Origin of the sequence: Streptomyces sp. 2A115 (assembly GCF_052245575.1) — a bacterium.
Lineage (GTDB): Bacteria > Actinomycetota > Actinomycetes > Streptomycetales > Streptomycetaceae > Streptomyces.
The window spans coordinates 24747-37531 of sequence record NZ_JBQQCG010000052.1 but is presented as its reverse complement, the minus strand read 5'-3'; the positions used below and the strand labels follow the sequence as shown (position 1 = coordinate 37531).

General features: G+C 68.4%; 16 protein-coding genes. 8 read left to right on the top strand and 8 right to left on the bottom strand.

Going from position 1 to position 12785, the window contains the following annotated elements:
- Window positions 1–230 precede the first annotated feature (230 nt).
- Together ACTWQR_RS35170 and ACTWQR_RS35165 are read left to right on the top strand one after the other, a co-directional pair.
- Entirely contained in the window at window positions 231–1685 is a 1455-nt protein-coding gene (locus tag ACTWQR_RS35170) for a hypothetical protein (RefSeq protein ID WP_443231279.1), read from the top strand.
- The gene (locus ACTWQR_RS35165; protein WP_443231278.1) at window positions 1682–3142 is read left to right on the top strand and encodes a hypothetical protein; all 1461 of its coding nucleotides are present in this window, start codon (window positions 1682–1684) and stop codon (window positions 3140–3142) included. The genes ACTWQR_RS35170 and ACTWQR_RS35165 overlap by 4 nt, the downstream gene beginning before the upstream one ends.
- Before the next feature lie 427 nt (window positions 3143–3569).
- Here ACTWQR_RS35165 and ACTWQR_RS35160 read toward each other — a convergent pair whose 3' ends face one another.
- Genes ACTWQR_RS35160 through ACTWQR_RS35145 form a run of 4 tightly spaced genes read right to left on the bottom strand, consistent with a single transcriptional unit; the run spans window position 3570 to window position 5527 of the window.
- Window positions 3570–3752, bottom strand: a complete 183-nt coding sequence (locus ACTWQR_RS35160) for a DUF397 domain-containing protein (protein WP_443231277.1) — start codon at window positions 3750–3752, stop codon at window positions 3570–3572.
- 9 nt (window positions 3753–3761) lie between these two features.
- Entirely contained in the window at window positions 3762–4616 is an 855-nt protein-coding gene (locus tag ACTWQR_RS35155; protein ID WP_443231276.1) for a helix-turn-helix domain-containing protein, read from the bottom strand.
- Between the two features lie 7 nt (window positions 4617–4623).
- Complete coding sequence (locus ACTWQR_RS35150) at window positions 4624–5148, bottom strand: DUF6879 family protein (RefSeq protein WP_443231275.1); 525 nt, start codon at window positions 5146–5148, stop codon at window positions 4624–4626.
- The gene (locus ACTWQR_RS35145) at window positions 5120–5527 is read right to left on the bottom strand and encodes a hypothetical protein (RefSeq protein WP_443231274.1); all 408 of its coding nucleotides are present in this window, start codon (window positions 5525–5527) and stop codon (window positions 5120–5122) included. The genes ACTWQR_RS35150 and ACTWQR_RS35145 overlap by 29 nt, the downstream gene beginning before the upstream one ends.
- A gap of 197 nt (window positions 5528–5724) precedes the next feature.
- On the opposite strand from ACTWQR_RS35145, the gene ACTWQR_RS35140 reads away from it, so the two are divergent.
- From ACTWQR_RS35140 to ACTWQR_RS35120, 5 genes are all read left to right on the top strand, one after another.
- A complete protein-coding gene (locus tag ACTWQR_RS35140) occupies window positions 5725–6093 on the top strand; it encodes a hypothetical protein (RefSeq protein WP_443231273.1) in 369 nt (122 codons plus the stop codon).
- Entirely contained in the window at window positions 6083–6484 is a 402-nt protein-coding gene (locus ACTWQR_RS35135; RefSeq protein ID WP_443231272.1) for a hypothetical protein, read from the top strand. Before ACTWQR_RS35140 ends, ACTWQR_RS35135 begins: the two co-directional genes overlap by 11 nt.
- 410 nt (window positions 6485–6894) lie before the next feature.
- Complete coding sequence (locus ACTWQR_RS35130) at window positions 6895–8022, top strand: radical SAM protein (protein WP_443231271.1); 1128 nt, start codon at window positions 6895–6897, stop codon at window positions 8020–8022.
- Window positions 8019–8186, top strand: a complete 168-nt coding sequence (locus ACTWQR_RS35125; protein ID WP_443231270.1) for a hypothetical protein — start codon at window positions 8019–8021, stop codon at window positions 8184–8186. The genes ACTWQR_RS35130 and ACTWQR_RS35125 overlap by 4 nt, the downstream gene beginning before the upstream one ends.
- An 83-nt stretch (window positions 8187–8269) precedes the next feature.
- On the top strand, window positions 8270–9139 hold the full coding sequence (locus tag ACTWQR_RS35120; protein ID WP_443231269.1) for a GNAT family N-acetyltransferase: 870 nt from the start codon (window positions 8270–8272) through the stop codon (window positions 9137–9139).
- 163 nt (window positions 9140–9302) lie between these two features.
- On the opposite strand, the gene ACTWQR_RS35115 is transcribed toward ACTWQR_RS35120, so the two are convergent.
- From ACTWQR_RS35115 to ACTWQR_RS35105, 3 genes are all read right to left on the bottom strand, one after another.
- Window positions 9303–9497, bottom strand: a complete 195-nt coding sequence (locus ACTWQR_RS35115; RefSeq protein ID WP_443231268.1) for a hypothetical protein — start codon at window positions 9495–9497, stop codon at window positions 9303–9305.
- An 80-nt stretch (window positions 9498–9577) separates the two neighbouring features.
- Window positions 9578–9838, bottom strand: coding sequence for a hypothetical protein (locus ACTWQR_RS35110; RefSeq protein WP_443231267.1), 261 nt, complete (start codon window positions 9836–9838; stop codon window positions 9578–9580).
- A 28-nt stretch (window positions 9839–9866) separates the two neighbouring features.
- Window positions 9867–10799, bottom strand: coding sequence for a hypothetical protein (locus ACTWQR_RS35105; RefSeq protein WP_443231266.1), 933 nt, complete (start codon window positions 10797–10799; stop codon window positions 9867–9869).
- A gap of 389 nt (window positions 10800–11188) precedes the next feature.
- On the opposite strand from ACTWQR_RS35105, the gene ACTWQR_RS35100 reads away from it, so the two are divergent.
- Complete coding sequence (locus ACTWQR_RS35100; RefSeq protein ID WP_443231265.1) at window positions 11189–12091, top strand: hypothetical protein; 903 nt, start codon at window positions 11189–11191, stop codon at window positions 12089–12091.
- Here the strand turns inward: ACTWQR_RS35100 and ACTWQR_RS35095 are convergent.
- Entirely contained in the window at window positions 11990–12454 is a 465-nt protein-coding gene (locus ACTWQR_RS35095; protein WP_443231264.1) for a hypothetical protein, read from the bottom strand. The two genes, ACTWQR_RS35100 and ACTWQR_RS35095, sit on opposite strands and share 102 nt — an antisense overlap.
- Between the last annotated feature and the right edge of the window lie 331 nt (window positions 12455–12785).

The window sequence follows — 12785 nt, the reverse complement described above, 5'->3', positions numbered from 1 at the left end:
CCGCGTGGTCGGCCCGACCATGAGCCCGACCACGGCAGCTCGACGGGCATGTTGCCGGATCGTGACCGATGGTCGGGGCTGGTGGCCGTCAGCCTGGTCGGGGTCGGCGAGTGAGCTGACGGCATGGAACCCACGCACGCCTCCACGCCCAGGACCACCGGCCGCCTCACGTCGGCGCGTCCGGTGTGCAGCCGTGGCCAGAGCGTGCAGCGGGCGTCGGGGGCAGGGCGGTGAGCCGCTTCGGGGCGGGGATCCGCCGGGGCGTGATGGCTGGCGATCAGTTCACCCAGATCGCCAATGCGCTGTTTCGCGACGCCCAGCTGTCGTTCAAGGCGAAGGGGATCTTCGGGTACGTCAGTACGCACCGAAACGGCTGGCAGGTGACGATCGCCGACCTCGTCCGCCTGGGCCCGGACGGACGGGAGGCGGTCCGTACCGCCCTGAAGGAACTGGAGGCGCACGGCTACCTGATCCGGGAACGCCTGCGCCGCCCGGACGGCACCCTCGGCGAGATCGTCTACTGCATCACCGACCGCCCGGCCACCCTGGACCTCGCGTTGCCCGAAGCCGACTTGGTGGTCACGGCCCCCGAGACCGAGTCGGCCGGCGGGTTCGGGGCGGGGATCCGCCGGGGCGTGATGGCCGGCGATCAGTTCACCCAGATCGCCAACGTGCTGTTCCGTGGCGCCCAGCTGTCCTTCAGGGCCAAGGGACTGTTCGGACTGCTCTCCACGCACCGGGAGGGCTGGCGGATGACCGTCACCGACATCGCCCGCCGCGGCCGCGACGGCGAGTCAGCCGTCAAGAGCGGGCTGAAGGAACTGGAGAAGCACGGCTTCCTGGTCCGGGAGCGCGAGCGTGATCCCGACGGAACGCTCGGCGCGGCCGCGTACTTCATCACCGATCTGCCCAGCCTGCAAAACGGCAGGTCCGGGCCAGAGTCGGGTTTTCCACCAGTGGATGACCCTACGTTGGCTGATCGGTCCGCTAAGAACACCATCGTTCAGAAGACCAATAAGCAGCACACCAGATCCCTCCGTCCGTGCGGCCGCGTCGAAGCCGCGCGCACGAACGGAAGGACGAACCCCCCGGACGCGGCAGCGTCCTCGACGCCGCCGCCCCCGGCTGACGAGATGCATCCGGGGATCCGGCTGCTGCTGGAGATCGGGGCGAGCCGTCCTGACCTGCTGCTGACCGGGAAGCCGCTGACCGATCAGGGGCGCGTGGCGACCGTGATGATGGACGCCGGCTGGAGTGCTGCGCAGCTGCGCCACGTCATTACCGGCCGGCCCCTGCCGCGCCCGGTGCGTACCTCGGTCGGGGCGATCATCGCCGCCCGGCTCCGCGCCGCCCAGGCCTACCCGCCGCCCGCCACCGCGGTGGACCACCACGCTGCGCCCCCGTGGGACCAGCCGCTCGGTTCGGCGACAACCGAGCGGTCGTCGACGACGTCCGCCGCCCGCACGGTGACCGAGGCCCTGACCTACCGGGCCCTCGTCGAATGCGCCGGCTGCGGCGTGCCCGGAACCGCCCCCGGCGAAGACCTCTGCCCGGCCTGCCTGGGCTGGCCGCTGTGCCAAACGTGCCCCGGCCCCACACCGCGGCGCGCCCACCCCAACAGCGACGGCAGCTGCACCACCTGCCATGCCGCGCTGACCCGCGAGAGCGAAGGAAGCCGACCATGACAGACACCCCGCGCACCCCACCGCCCGCCGCCACGGCCGCCTTGCGGCCCTTCGCTCACGACCCCACCCGGTGGGAGACGGAGCGCGACCGCGCCCTGCGTACCGGGCACCACCCGTGTGCCGAGGGAGCGTCCGCCATGGCGGGCGAGCCCTACCTGGTCCACGAACGCACCCGATGGGGATGGCTCGCCTGGACCGTGCCCGCCGACGGCAGCCTGCCCGAACAGCCCCACCACATCGGCGTCCTGCCGCCCGCCACGACACGACGCGACCGCCTGGCGGCGCGCTGGCTCACCCGCCGGCCCGCCCGGCGCATCGGCCTGCACGCCGCCATCCCCGGGTCGCTTCGCTATGCGGCGGCAGTGTTGGCCCTCGTCGGCTGCGCCGCCGCCCTGCACACGGTCGGCCACGGCGCCCCCGCCGGCATCGCCCTGCCCCTGGCCCTGCTGGCCCCGCTGCTCGCCGAACATCTGCCCGACCGGCTCGACACCCGTGCCCGCCGGCATGTTCGGATCCTGCACGACCGGCCCGCTGTTCGCTACCTGCAGCGCCTCGCCGCCCCGCACACCTACCTCGTCCGCGCCGCCGGCGGCGACCGGTATGAGCTGCGCCGCTCGGCCGAGATCGGCCAGCACCTGCTGTGGGACGCCGCCGCCCTGCTCCAGACCCAGGACACCCGAGCGGCCTCGGCCCAACTCATCGCCTGCGAACGGCTGATGGTCCAGCTCGCCGACCAGGTCGCCCAGACCCTGAAGCGCAGCAGCCACAGCGAGGACGGCCCAGCCGACACGGACCAGCCCCGCAGGAACGAGGGGCCGCCTGGCCCGTACCCGCCCGGCATCGGGCAGACGGCACGGCCCGCACCTCGACGCACACCTGGCACGTCACCACTGAAGGGATTCCACCCCATGCCCCAGACCCAGCCCGACGACCATGGGCACGCTGCGGACGTCTACCTGCTCTTCGCGCACGAGCCGTACCACCCCGGACCCGGCACCCAGGAGATCAACACCACCCTGGTGCCTGCTGCCTGTCTGCTCCACCCCCGGGTACGGCAGCCCGACGGGGCCCAGATCCACGACCGCCTCACCCAAGGACGCCAGCCAGGAGAGATCGTTCCGCTGGCCACCCTCACCCACGAACTGAACGGCGGCGCCGACTGGCCGACGGTCGGCGACTGGGAAAGCGTGATTACCGACCTGCTGCAGCTCGTCCGCGCAGGGGAGTGCGACGCCCTCGGCCTCGGACTCCCCGAGATCGCACGTGCCCTCATCTGCACCGGACCGCACAACCACGTGCGCGCCTTCGACGCCGCTGCCGGCGAGTCCATCGCCTACGGCCCGACGGAACGTGCCGCCGTCCTGGCCGAGGTCGACACGTTCCTCGCCTGCCTGGTGGCCGAGCGGGATCTCTGGCCCGGCGACGGCCTGCTGGCCCCGCTCTGCCAGCGCGCGTGAGACCGCGATGAGCCGCCAGGCCGAATGGGCCGGACCGGCCCCGAAAGACGGGGAGTACAGACGGTGCTCGGATATGAGCCATGCAGGCGGCCCGTTAGTCGTTGCCGGCCCCGCACCTGCCCTGGCGTGAAGCGGGTCTGCCTCGCGTGCCGGAGCACTGGCCGCTTCCGCCTATGTCCCGGCAGGTGGGACCGTCGAGCCCACGGAGGTGGGAAGCCCGACCCGGGTGTGCGGGCCCGTGAAGGTCGAGCTTCGTGTACACGCCCGTGCCGACGGGGCCGCCTGGAGCGGGTGGTCTACTGCCGGCACGGCGCAGTGCCAAACCTGAGCGGCCAAACTGCGACCGCTCCACTGCGTACGGCAACTCCTCAGCTTTAGCCGACCCGCAACTGCTGGTCGGTGACGGCGGCTTCGTGGGAGTCCACCGCTATCGCGCCTTGGCGAACTCCACGAATTCCCTCCAGGCGGCCGGCTGGACGGCCATGATTCCACGACTGCGCGTTTTCGTGTCTCGCACCATCACCTTCGTCGGTTCGTTGTCGGCCACTTCAACGCAGTTCTCCGTCCCTGTGTAGGAGCTGGTACGCCAGTTCGGGGTCACACGCTGCATGGTGTTCTCCTAGTCACTCGGCATCTGATCGAAGTGTTGGATGGCGGTGAGGATGAGGTCTCGCACAGCGGTGCCGTAGACCGCTGCCTGCTTCAAGAGGGCGAAGGCCTTGGTGTACAGCTCGATCTCTCGGGGCTGTGTGACGGAGAACTCCGCCGAATAGGTCTCAACGAGGACGAGCTTGTCGTCGAACATCGAGAAGGAATTGCCGGGCCAGATACCGATGGGTGCGGAGCGCGGGATGATGCCCAGGCTCAGCCGGGGCAGCCGCATGACCGCCAGCAGCCGGTCTAGCTGCCCCTTCATCACCTCCGGCCCTCCGAAGTTCGTGTAGAGCGCCTGTTCGCCGAGGACCACATTGAAGATCCGGTTGCCTCGGTACAGGTACTGCTGTCGTTCCAGTCGCTTGGCGGTGGCGGCTTCCGCGTCGTCGGGGATCTCGTAGTAGTCAACAACCTGCCGGAAGGTCTCCGCCGCGTACTCGGCTGTCTGGAGCGTTCCCCACACCAGCGTCGGATGCCAGATACGGAAGACCTTGGTCTTGGCGTAGACCGGCAGGGCCTTCTTCTGCCGCTGCTCCGCGCCGGTCTGGAGCTGCCGGCGCCACTCGAGCCACAACTCATCGATGTGCCGCACCGTGGCGATCAGGTCGGCGATGTTCTCTTGCCTGTTGGTCGTGGTGCACCAGGTGCGGATGTCGTCTTCGCTGGGGTTCTGTCTGCCGTTCTCCAGCCGGGAGACCTTCGACTCCGCCCACCCGGTGGCCACGGCGAATGCCCGGCCGCTCGCGAATCCGGCGTCCTTGCGGAGTCCGCGAAGCCGGGCACCCAGTGCCTCTCGTGCTTCCTGTGCTTGATTGCTCACTGATGGGTCAGGGCTTGTACTCGGCGTGTGGGATGGCATCGGCCCAGAGCAGGTCGCGTACGTGGATGCATGCGGCCACGGTGTCAGGGTCCTCGATGATCTCTGACCCGAGGACGCGGCCCTGCGGATCGAAGTGGCCAACAGCCAGCAGACGGTCGTCGTACAGCCACCAGTCGCTGCCGCCCACGGGGAAGGTGATGCCTTCGGGCAACAGGTGCCGCGGCAGCCATCGGATGTCCTCGCCGACTTCGAGGTTGAAGTGGGTCAGCGAGTGCTCCCACATGACGTACTGCGTGTGGGGCTCCGAAACCACCCGCACACGCCGCACGGTCTTACCTGCACCCGTGACGTGCTTCATCAGCGTCCTCCACGGATCGAGCCAGCCGTAGTCATCCGGCTCGCCCCGCTGCCATCGGGCATACGGCGTGTCCTCGACAGGAGATCCGTAGTCGTCCCGCAACTCCAGGTGGAAGGCGTTGCGTTCAAAGCTGTGGAACAGCTCATCACGCTGTGCGGGGGTGATCAGGTCCACTGTCTTCCTCCAGCAGGGCCGTGATCGAGGACTTGGGGACCTCGATGCAGGTCTCATAGTCAGGCATGCGCATCTGGTTCAAGGTTTCAGGATCGTGCATTTCCGGGCCCTGGAGCACGCATGTTCCCTGTTCCGTGACGAGCATGATCGGGGCGGTGAACTTCCTGATCTCGCCGGAGACCTGGCCGTCCTTGGCCAGGTGCTCGAACAGCTCGGTGGGCACCTCAACGGCGGCGTGTCCGTCCGGCACGTCGAGCTGCATGAGCAGGTCGTTGGCGAAGACCTTCCAGCCTTGGATGACGTAGCTGTCCTGGTCACTGGCGTACAGGGTGGGGCTGTCTCCGGGGGTGGAGTTCTTACCAAGGAACCGTAGCTTCATGGGTGCTCTCCTGTCCGCTGCCTTGCGCAGGTTTGCGCGCCATAACGATCGTCAGTGAGGCATTCGGGCCCGTCAATCGGCTTGCTGCAAACTCACGCAATCTCCTTGGGAGTTGGCCGATGGCCGCTCTACGGTCGTTCTCGAACCGGGTAACCGAGGCAGCCGCCTCACGATGCGGTATCGAGGGGAGATGCGTGATGTCCACCGTGACCAATGAACCCGAGGCCCTGGCCGTTGACGGTCCGCCCATCGACGCGGAGTTGATCGCGGACAGCACCGCGGCTGCCCTCACGATGGAGCTGGGGACCTCGACCCGCGAGGAGATCGACACCAGCACGCAGGCGATGATCAAGCACCTGAACAGGCTCCTTGCCGAGGAGCTGGGCGCTGACGAAGACCCCGACGTCAGGGGCCTGTTCAGACAGGCGTACCGGCTGCTGGAGCTGACGAGCCGGCCCACGAGGCAGACCGCGGTCTTCAACGCCTTCCTCTACATGCGCGACGCGGCCAACCTGGCTCGGCGCCTACTGCGGATCTACACCGAGCCGAGCAGACATGCGACCTGACCACCCCGCCCTGCTCCCGCGCGCCTCGGCAGTGACGCGTGCCGTGAGCCTCGCGACGCCGGGCTTCTGGTGCGAGTGGCGCCATGCGGACGGCCGGCGGATCACCTGCGCTGCACGCCCCACCCCTTCAGCGGCCATCCGATGGGCGCGTATCCAGATCCGCACCATCGCCTCAGCCGTCGAGCCGGACCTTGTTGACTCTCTCGTCGACCGGGGCTACCCGGGGTGGCGGGACGCCGTGTCGGCCCTTGCGCAGGGTGCACACTTCACGTTGCCCATCACGGCGGCACCGTTGTCCTTCGTGTGGCACGCCCGCCCCGTCCTCGTCATGGCCGTCGTCGGCGGCACCCCGCTGCCTCACCTGCCGGCAGGTGACCCGCCATGGGGCTGAGGCCGCAGGAGCTGTGGGGCCGCTTGACCTGGCAGGACGGGAGCTGTTTCAGGTGCGAGCAGACCAACGTCCCCGTAGCGGAGATCGGCGACATTGCGGTGGCCGGCGTGGTCTTCCCCCTCTTCGCCTGCCAGGTATGTGTGTTCCGGCTCGAACAGCTCCACTGGACGATGAGCGAACGAGCTGTCCGCCAGCAAGGCGCCCTCACGTCCGACACGCCTCGTCCCCCTGGCCAGTGGTCTGCCAGGGCACCGCTCCCCAGACCGCCTGCCCATGTCGCGTAGGAAGACCGGCGCGCCGTGGACGGGCCCCATGCCCCCGCTCCTGCTGCTCGAACTGGAGGTTTCCCCGACCTCAGAAGGACAGGTCGCAGCAGGGGCGGGGTCCAACCCGAGGGAAAGAGGTACAGGATGCACAAGCTGATCGTCAGCCCGTTCCTGGATGGCCACCTGGCCGTCCGGCCGGGCAGCGCCGCCTGTATACGCCTGCCGGCCGAGCACTACGAGGAGTTACGGCAGCGGTCCGGTTCCGACGACCAGGTGCCGGACTGGCTGGTGGGAACCGCGGCCGAGGCCTGGGACCTCGACCTGGGCGGTCAGACTGCAGGGTCGGCGCTCCTGGTGCGCGAGCCGACCGAACTCGCCTTCGCCCGGGCGAGTTGGGAGATCAACCTCTACTGCAACTTCGGCTGCAAGCACTGCTATCTCGGCGAACGCCCGCTGGCCGGCTTGAGCTGGGACGAGAAGGTCAAACTCATCGACATCTTCCGCGACGCGGGGGTCCTCTGGCTCCAGATCACGGGCGGCGAGCCGACGGTCGATGCCGACTTTGAGGGTGCCTACCGGTACGCCTACCGCCAGGGCATGATGCTCACGGTCTCCACCAACGCCTCACGCCTGTGGAAACCCGACCTGCTGCGCCTCTTCCGGGACTGCCCGCCGTATCGCGTCGTCGTCAGCATGTACGGCGCTGCGCAGGAGTCCTTCGACGAGCTCACCCAGCGCAAGGGCGCGTGGAAGAACTTCCAGAAGGGCATGGCCGCAGCTCGCAATGCCGGCCTGCCGTTGCGGGTGTCCGTCGTGGTCACGGAGGACAACGCTCACCAGGTCGACGCCATGGTGGACGTGGTGAAGGGCTGGGGCCTGGACCATCACGTCTACACCAACATGCAGCCGACCTTCTCCGGAACAGGCGAGCCGTTGCTCGTCCAGTCCGCGGAGCACCTGCGCAAGCGGCCGCTCTTCCAGGGGTGCAACGCGGGCGTGACCTTCTTCCACGCCGACCCGCACGCCAGGGTCTCGATCTGCAAGATCGGCCGGGACGACCAGATCGACCTCATGGCCGAGGGCATCGATGGACTGCGCCGACTCGGAGCGATCTCCGATCGGCTCATGCTTCGCACCGGTGGCTGTTCGGGCTGTTCGCTCTCCGGCTCCTGCCAGGTGTGCCGACCGCTCGCCAAGGTCTACCAGGAGGCGAAGGCTCCACTGCAAAGCTACTGCCAGCACGGAGACACCAAGGAGATGGTGCACTCATGAGTCCCGTTCTCGTCGAGATCCAGACCAGCCGCCCGCCGGCCATCCGCCCGGCTCTGCCCACCACCCTCGTCGCCACCCCGGCGCTCGTCATCGAGCCCGACGCCGACGCCCTGATGGAAGCAAGCGCCTGCTCCTGCGCGGCCGGCGACGACAACCCCAACTGACCACATTCGGTCATCTGCGCTCAGGCCCCGGCAAATCCACGTCGGGGCCTGAGCCCTGAGCAGGAGATGAGTACCCTGAGCACATGCGATTCCGCTGGGACTGGCTACGTCCAGTGGTGTCGGCGCCCTACGTGCCGACGATCGGGCCGGTGCACCCGTCCGTACTGACCGAAGACCTGTTCACGGACACCCTGATCGCGGCCCGTACCGACCAATGGTTCTTGCACTACGACAAGGACATTCGCTGGTCCGACAGCAAGGACGAGGCGGTTCTCCTCGAGGACATCGTTCACCGTCCCGGCGAGACGCTGATTCCCACGCTGTCCCGGCGCGGTGCTGGAATGGTCAAGGTCCACCTCTACAGCATCGAGCCCGACAGCGCATTCACGGCCACCGGGCTGGCTCAAAAGCTGGCCGCCGAGCATGGCGTAGGCAAGGCGCGGACCGTGCGCTTCCTCGGCCCCGAGTCATCGGGCGGCCACGGCACGCGCATCCAGCTCCAGGATTTCAGGGCGACCGTCCGCCCGGCACCCGATGGCCCCGTCCGCCGCTTCGACGAGTGGCCGGCGGGTGTACGAGGCAGCTTCTCCGACTTCGCTGAGGAGATGGCTGCGGACGGCTTCGCCTTCCTCTACGGCCAGATGCAGGCCGGGAAGGTCGGCCCGGTGCTGACCGCCGTCCTGGGCCGCCGGGTGGCCGGTGCCATCGGCCCCATGGAGATCCGTCCCGACGCGATCGGCACCCCTCAACTGATGCCGCAGTACTTCGGTGTCCTCCCAGAGCACCGCGGCGCGGGACTGGGACGTCTGCTGTGGCGTGCTGCGATGCACTGGGGGCAGGCCAACGGAGCCGCCTATCAACTCCTTCAAACGGAGGTCGGAGGCCCTTCGGATCGTCTCTGCCGGTCCGAAGGACTCACCTCGCTCGGCTTCACCTACTGGCAGGCTGCTTGACCACCGTGTGTGAGAACACGAGGTCCTCACCGCGCCGCTCAACCACCGTGTTCGCGAAGGGAGTTCATCCCGTGAGAGCGCATGAGCGAAATGACAGAGAGGGCGCCTGGGTGAACGTCGGATGCTCCAGAGCGATCGCCCGGGGCGTCGCGGTGCAGGCGGCCTACCGCGTGCGCAGCACGCTCAGCGGGAGCGGCCGACTGCTTTGGGGCGGCCGGCCTGCCTGTCGCGGCCTGTCGGGAACGGGACCCTCTGAGGGCGGGAGCAGCGCCGGCGGCACGCTGGTGATGAGCGCGGTGTCCTCGGCAGGCACGAGCGGGTCGATCAGGACGTGAAGGACGCGATCGGTTTGGGACACGGGGGCTCCATCGTGAGGCGCTGGGATGTCAGCGTCGTCGCCGGACGCGCAGGTGAGAGCTGCTATCCGGGCAGGGGCGGTTACAGCGCGGGCAGGGGGTCGGTGGGGTCGTCGACGCCGAGGAGGAGCACGTGGTGCCCGACGACCTCGGTGATGCCGGCGGTGACCTTCTCGACGTCGAGGCGCAGCCGGATGCGCCCGGCGCCTTCACCGTTGGCCGCGAGGTCGTGTTCCAGTTGGTCGTCGATGCGGTCCAGGGCGGCCTCGGCCGCGGCGTAGTCGGCCAGGCCGTGGGCGAGGAGCTGGCGGGTGGCGGTGTCGCGGAGCTGATAGCTGGCCATGCGGGCTCGTCCTCCGGCTGGTGGGAGTTCAGGTGGTGGGGTCGGCGAGCCGTCGTGCCGCGTTCACCGCGCGCGACCAGACATCGGGGCTGCCTCCGTGCTCCCGGGCGAGGGAGGCGGCGAGTCCCCGGACGTCGCCCCGCTCGCGCAGGGCGGCCAGGGCGACGTCCGCCCGCCGGTCGGCCCCCGAGCGGGTCGGCGCGGCCGCGGGCATGGGGAGGTGCTCGAGGGCGTTGCGTACGACGTACTCCCAGGACCGCTGCGGCCCGCCGTACTGCACGCTGAGATCCGCGGCCAGCTGCGGGTGGTAGCCGTCGCGCTCGATCGCCTCGGCGGCGAACTGCTCGGCGAGCTGCGTGGCGGTGAGCGGCTCACCGCCGGCGCGGGCGCTCAACTCGGCGGCGAGAACCTCCTCGAGGGCCGAAGGCCGGCCGACGGGCGCCTCGGGCTGCGGCCCGGGACGGCGGCCGGCCTTGCCGAGCTTGTCCCCGGTGCGCTTGCGGTCGAAGTCCTGCAGGTCGCCGACGCGGAAGGCGGCAATCATGCGGCCGGTGGGACCCTCGACCTCGCCGACGGAGTCCGGGAAGTAGCCGGGGTTCGCCTGCTGGTACTTGCGGATCACCGAGGGCCCGCTGAAGTTCAGCAGCTCGGCAGCCTTGTTGATGGAGACGACGGTCTCCGGGGCGAGCTCGTACAGCTCGGGGTCAGCCTTGAGGACCTTGCTCGCCTTCTCCTCCTGGAACCACGCGTAGAAATCACGGAACTGCTGCTCGTCGTAGAAGTCGGTCCCGTCGATCCGCTCCTTCTCCGGGTGACGGTGCTCCTTGGGCTGCTCGTCCCGCACCTTGTACCAGCGCGCCGCGGTCCCGACGCTGGCGCCGGTGAACTCGCGGATCCAGTCGCGGTTCACCACGGCGCGGCCGCCGACGAGGCGACGCTGCGGGTTCAGGGCCTTGGTCACTGCACTCTCCAGTTCTGGTCGCGGCCCTATACTTGGGGCCTGCTCCTCTTTGTTCCTCCGGCGCTCACGTGCCGGCGGGCGAGTCGAGTTGGTGAAGGTGGTCGGCGGGACGTTCGGCCGGGGTTGCCGCCCTGGGTCGACACCCTCGTGAGAGGGTGCCTTCCGCCGCCCACCGCTTTTGCCGCTAGCTTCGCGTAATCAATATGGCGCTCTTGATGGTGGCTGTCAATCTCGCCAGCGCCAAGACCGCATCACGACCGGAACCTACGGTGCGCGGCCCACTCCCGTGGGCTCGATAAGCCGCAGAGATCCCCGGGCGGCCGCACCCGAGAGCCTGAAGGCGAGAAACCCGGCTCCGCCCTCGACTCATCGGCCTTATCGTCCGGCGCATGCAACCTGAACAGCTCAAGACCTCGTCGCAACGGTGGATGACCGCAGCGCTGGCAGCGTTCTCGCAGGGACCGGAGTCACACGACTTCGCGGTTCACCACGCTGGAATCGCTGCAGAGCACCTTCTGAAGGCCTACCTTGCCGCTCTACACCCGGCGCTGATAGTCGAAGCTAAGGACTTCGACTCACTACTCCATGCCACAGGCCACGGCGTCCACGCGTCGGCTCCTGCGAGTCGAGCGAAGACCATCGGCCTGGTCGAAGCTCACGCCCGAGTGCACAAGATCCTGCGCAAGCAGATCCCCATCGACCAACGAGCCCTCGCCCCGGTCGCAAACGCACGCAATGGAGTCGCTCACAGCGGAATCCACGATGTCGCTGAGGTCCAGACTGTCTTCACCACATGCCTCCGACTGATCGACCCGTTGCTCACGGAACTGGAGGTCGACCCCAAGACCTACTGGGGCAGCTACGAGCAACTCCACGACATGCTGATCGCAAAGCAGGTGGAGGAAGCCCGCATCCAGATGGAAAGCATGCTCGCCAAGGCACGAGCGATCTTTCAGCAGCGCTACAGTCACTTGGCTCCGAAGGAGCGAGAAGTCGTGCTGGCCGCGGTCACGCAACCCCCGCAGCCGCAGTCGCTCTACAACCGCGAGCACGCCGAAGAACAGGCCTGTCCCGCTTGCGGATCGCGAGGGTGGCTCACGGGAGACACCTACGTCCTGCACAGCGATGAAGGCGTCATCTACGCCCCCCACACCTTCGCCTGCTCAGCCTGCGATCTCCACCTCGAAGGCTCAGGACTTGGCGACCTCGCCGAGGAAGTCCCCATCGATATGACGCTCGACGAGTATTACGCGGACTGGGAACCTGACGAGGACCTCTACCGAGACAGATGAGGCCCTGAGTCTCTGGCTATTCCTCTCCAGCGACTCCTCGTACGGGATGAGCCGGCCGAACACCGAGGTGACCACGGCGACCTGGGTCGGGATACCCAGGGTGAGCACCCCAACCAGCTGGCCTGCCGAGGGCGCGGCGGTGTCGGTGAGGCCGTAGGCGAAGCGGACGGGCCACGAAGCGCTGTAGTGGTGGGCGAGGACGAAGGCCTTCGCCGCGTGGACGAGGTCGTTCGGCAACTCGCGGACGCGGTAGCGGGCGGAGTCGAAGCCGCCTTCACTCCTCGGCCTCCAGCTGTGCCGGCGGTTCCTCCAGCGCTGGCAGACGGCGCCGAGATCGAGCGGCGGTTGTTCGTACGCAGACATCAAAGGGTCCTCTCGGTGCGGTGAGCTGGTGAGCGAGGCCAGTCCGGGGTTGCCGCCCCTGGCTCTGTTGCTGCGTCGTGATGTCGATTGTCGTTGAGCGCGGATGGCACTGCCGTGGAGACGAAGACGATGTCGCTGAGATTTAAGGGCAGTTGGGTCCTTGTGGTGGGACGATGGCTGTGCATCTCCCGCTGGGGGCACCGATGCGCCTGTCGAAATCCAAGGCCGACCTGTACGCGGCGATCCGCCGGGACCGGCACGGACTCTTACCGACTCGCCCAGACCAAAGCCCGCGCCGAACAGGCGGCCACAGTCTGACCCCCGCTCCCGG

Bases quoted from the DNA above. Each gene is read 5' to 3' on its own strand.
- ACTWQR_RS35165 (WP_443231278.1), top strand. From the start codon at position 1,682: ATGACAGACACCCCGCGCACCCCACCGCCCGCCGCCACGGCCGCCTTG.
- ACTWQR_RS35160 (WP_443231277.1), bottom strand. From the start codon at position 3,752: ATGCAGCGTGTGACCCCGAACTGGCGTACCAGCTCCTACACAGGGACG.
- ACTWQR_RS35145 (WP_443231274.1), bottom strand. From the start codon at position 5,527: ATGAAGCTACGGTTCCTTGGTAAGAACTCCACCCCCGGAGACAGCCCC.
- ACTWQR_RS35140 (WP_443231273.1), top strand. From the start codon at position 5,725: ATGTCCACCGTGACCAATGAACCCGAGGCCCTGGCCGTTGACGGTCCG.
- ACTWQR_RS35135 (WP_443231272.1), top strand. From the start codon at position 6,083: ATGCGACCTGACCACCCCGCCCTGCTCCCGCGCGCCTCGGCAGTGACG.
- ACTWQR_RS35130 (WP_443231271.1), top strand. From the start codon at position 6,895: ATGCACAAGCTGATCGTCAGCCCGTTCCTGGATGGCCACCTGGCCGTC.
- ACTWQR_RS35125 (WP_443231270.1), top strand. From the start codon at position 8,019: ATGAGTCCCGTTCTCGTCGAGATCCAGACCAGCCGCCCGCCGGCCATC.
- ACTWQR_RS35120 (WP_443231269.1), top strand. From the start codon at position 8,270: ATGCGATTCCGCTGGGACTGGCTACGTCCAGTGGTGTCGGCGCCCTAC.
- ACTWQR_RS35110 (WP_443231267.1), bottom strand. From the start codon at position 9,838: ATGGCCAGCTATCAGCTCCGCGACACCGCCACCCGCCAGCTCCTCGCC.
- ACTWQR_RS35100 (WP_443231265.1), top strand. From the start codon at position 11,189: ATGCAACCTGAACAGCTCAAGACCTCGTCGCAACGGTGGATGACCGCA.
- ACTWQR_RS35095 (WP_443231264.1), bottom strand. From the start codon at position 12,454: ATGTCTGCGTACGAACAACCGCCGCTCGATCTCGGCGCCGTCTGCCAG.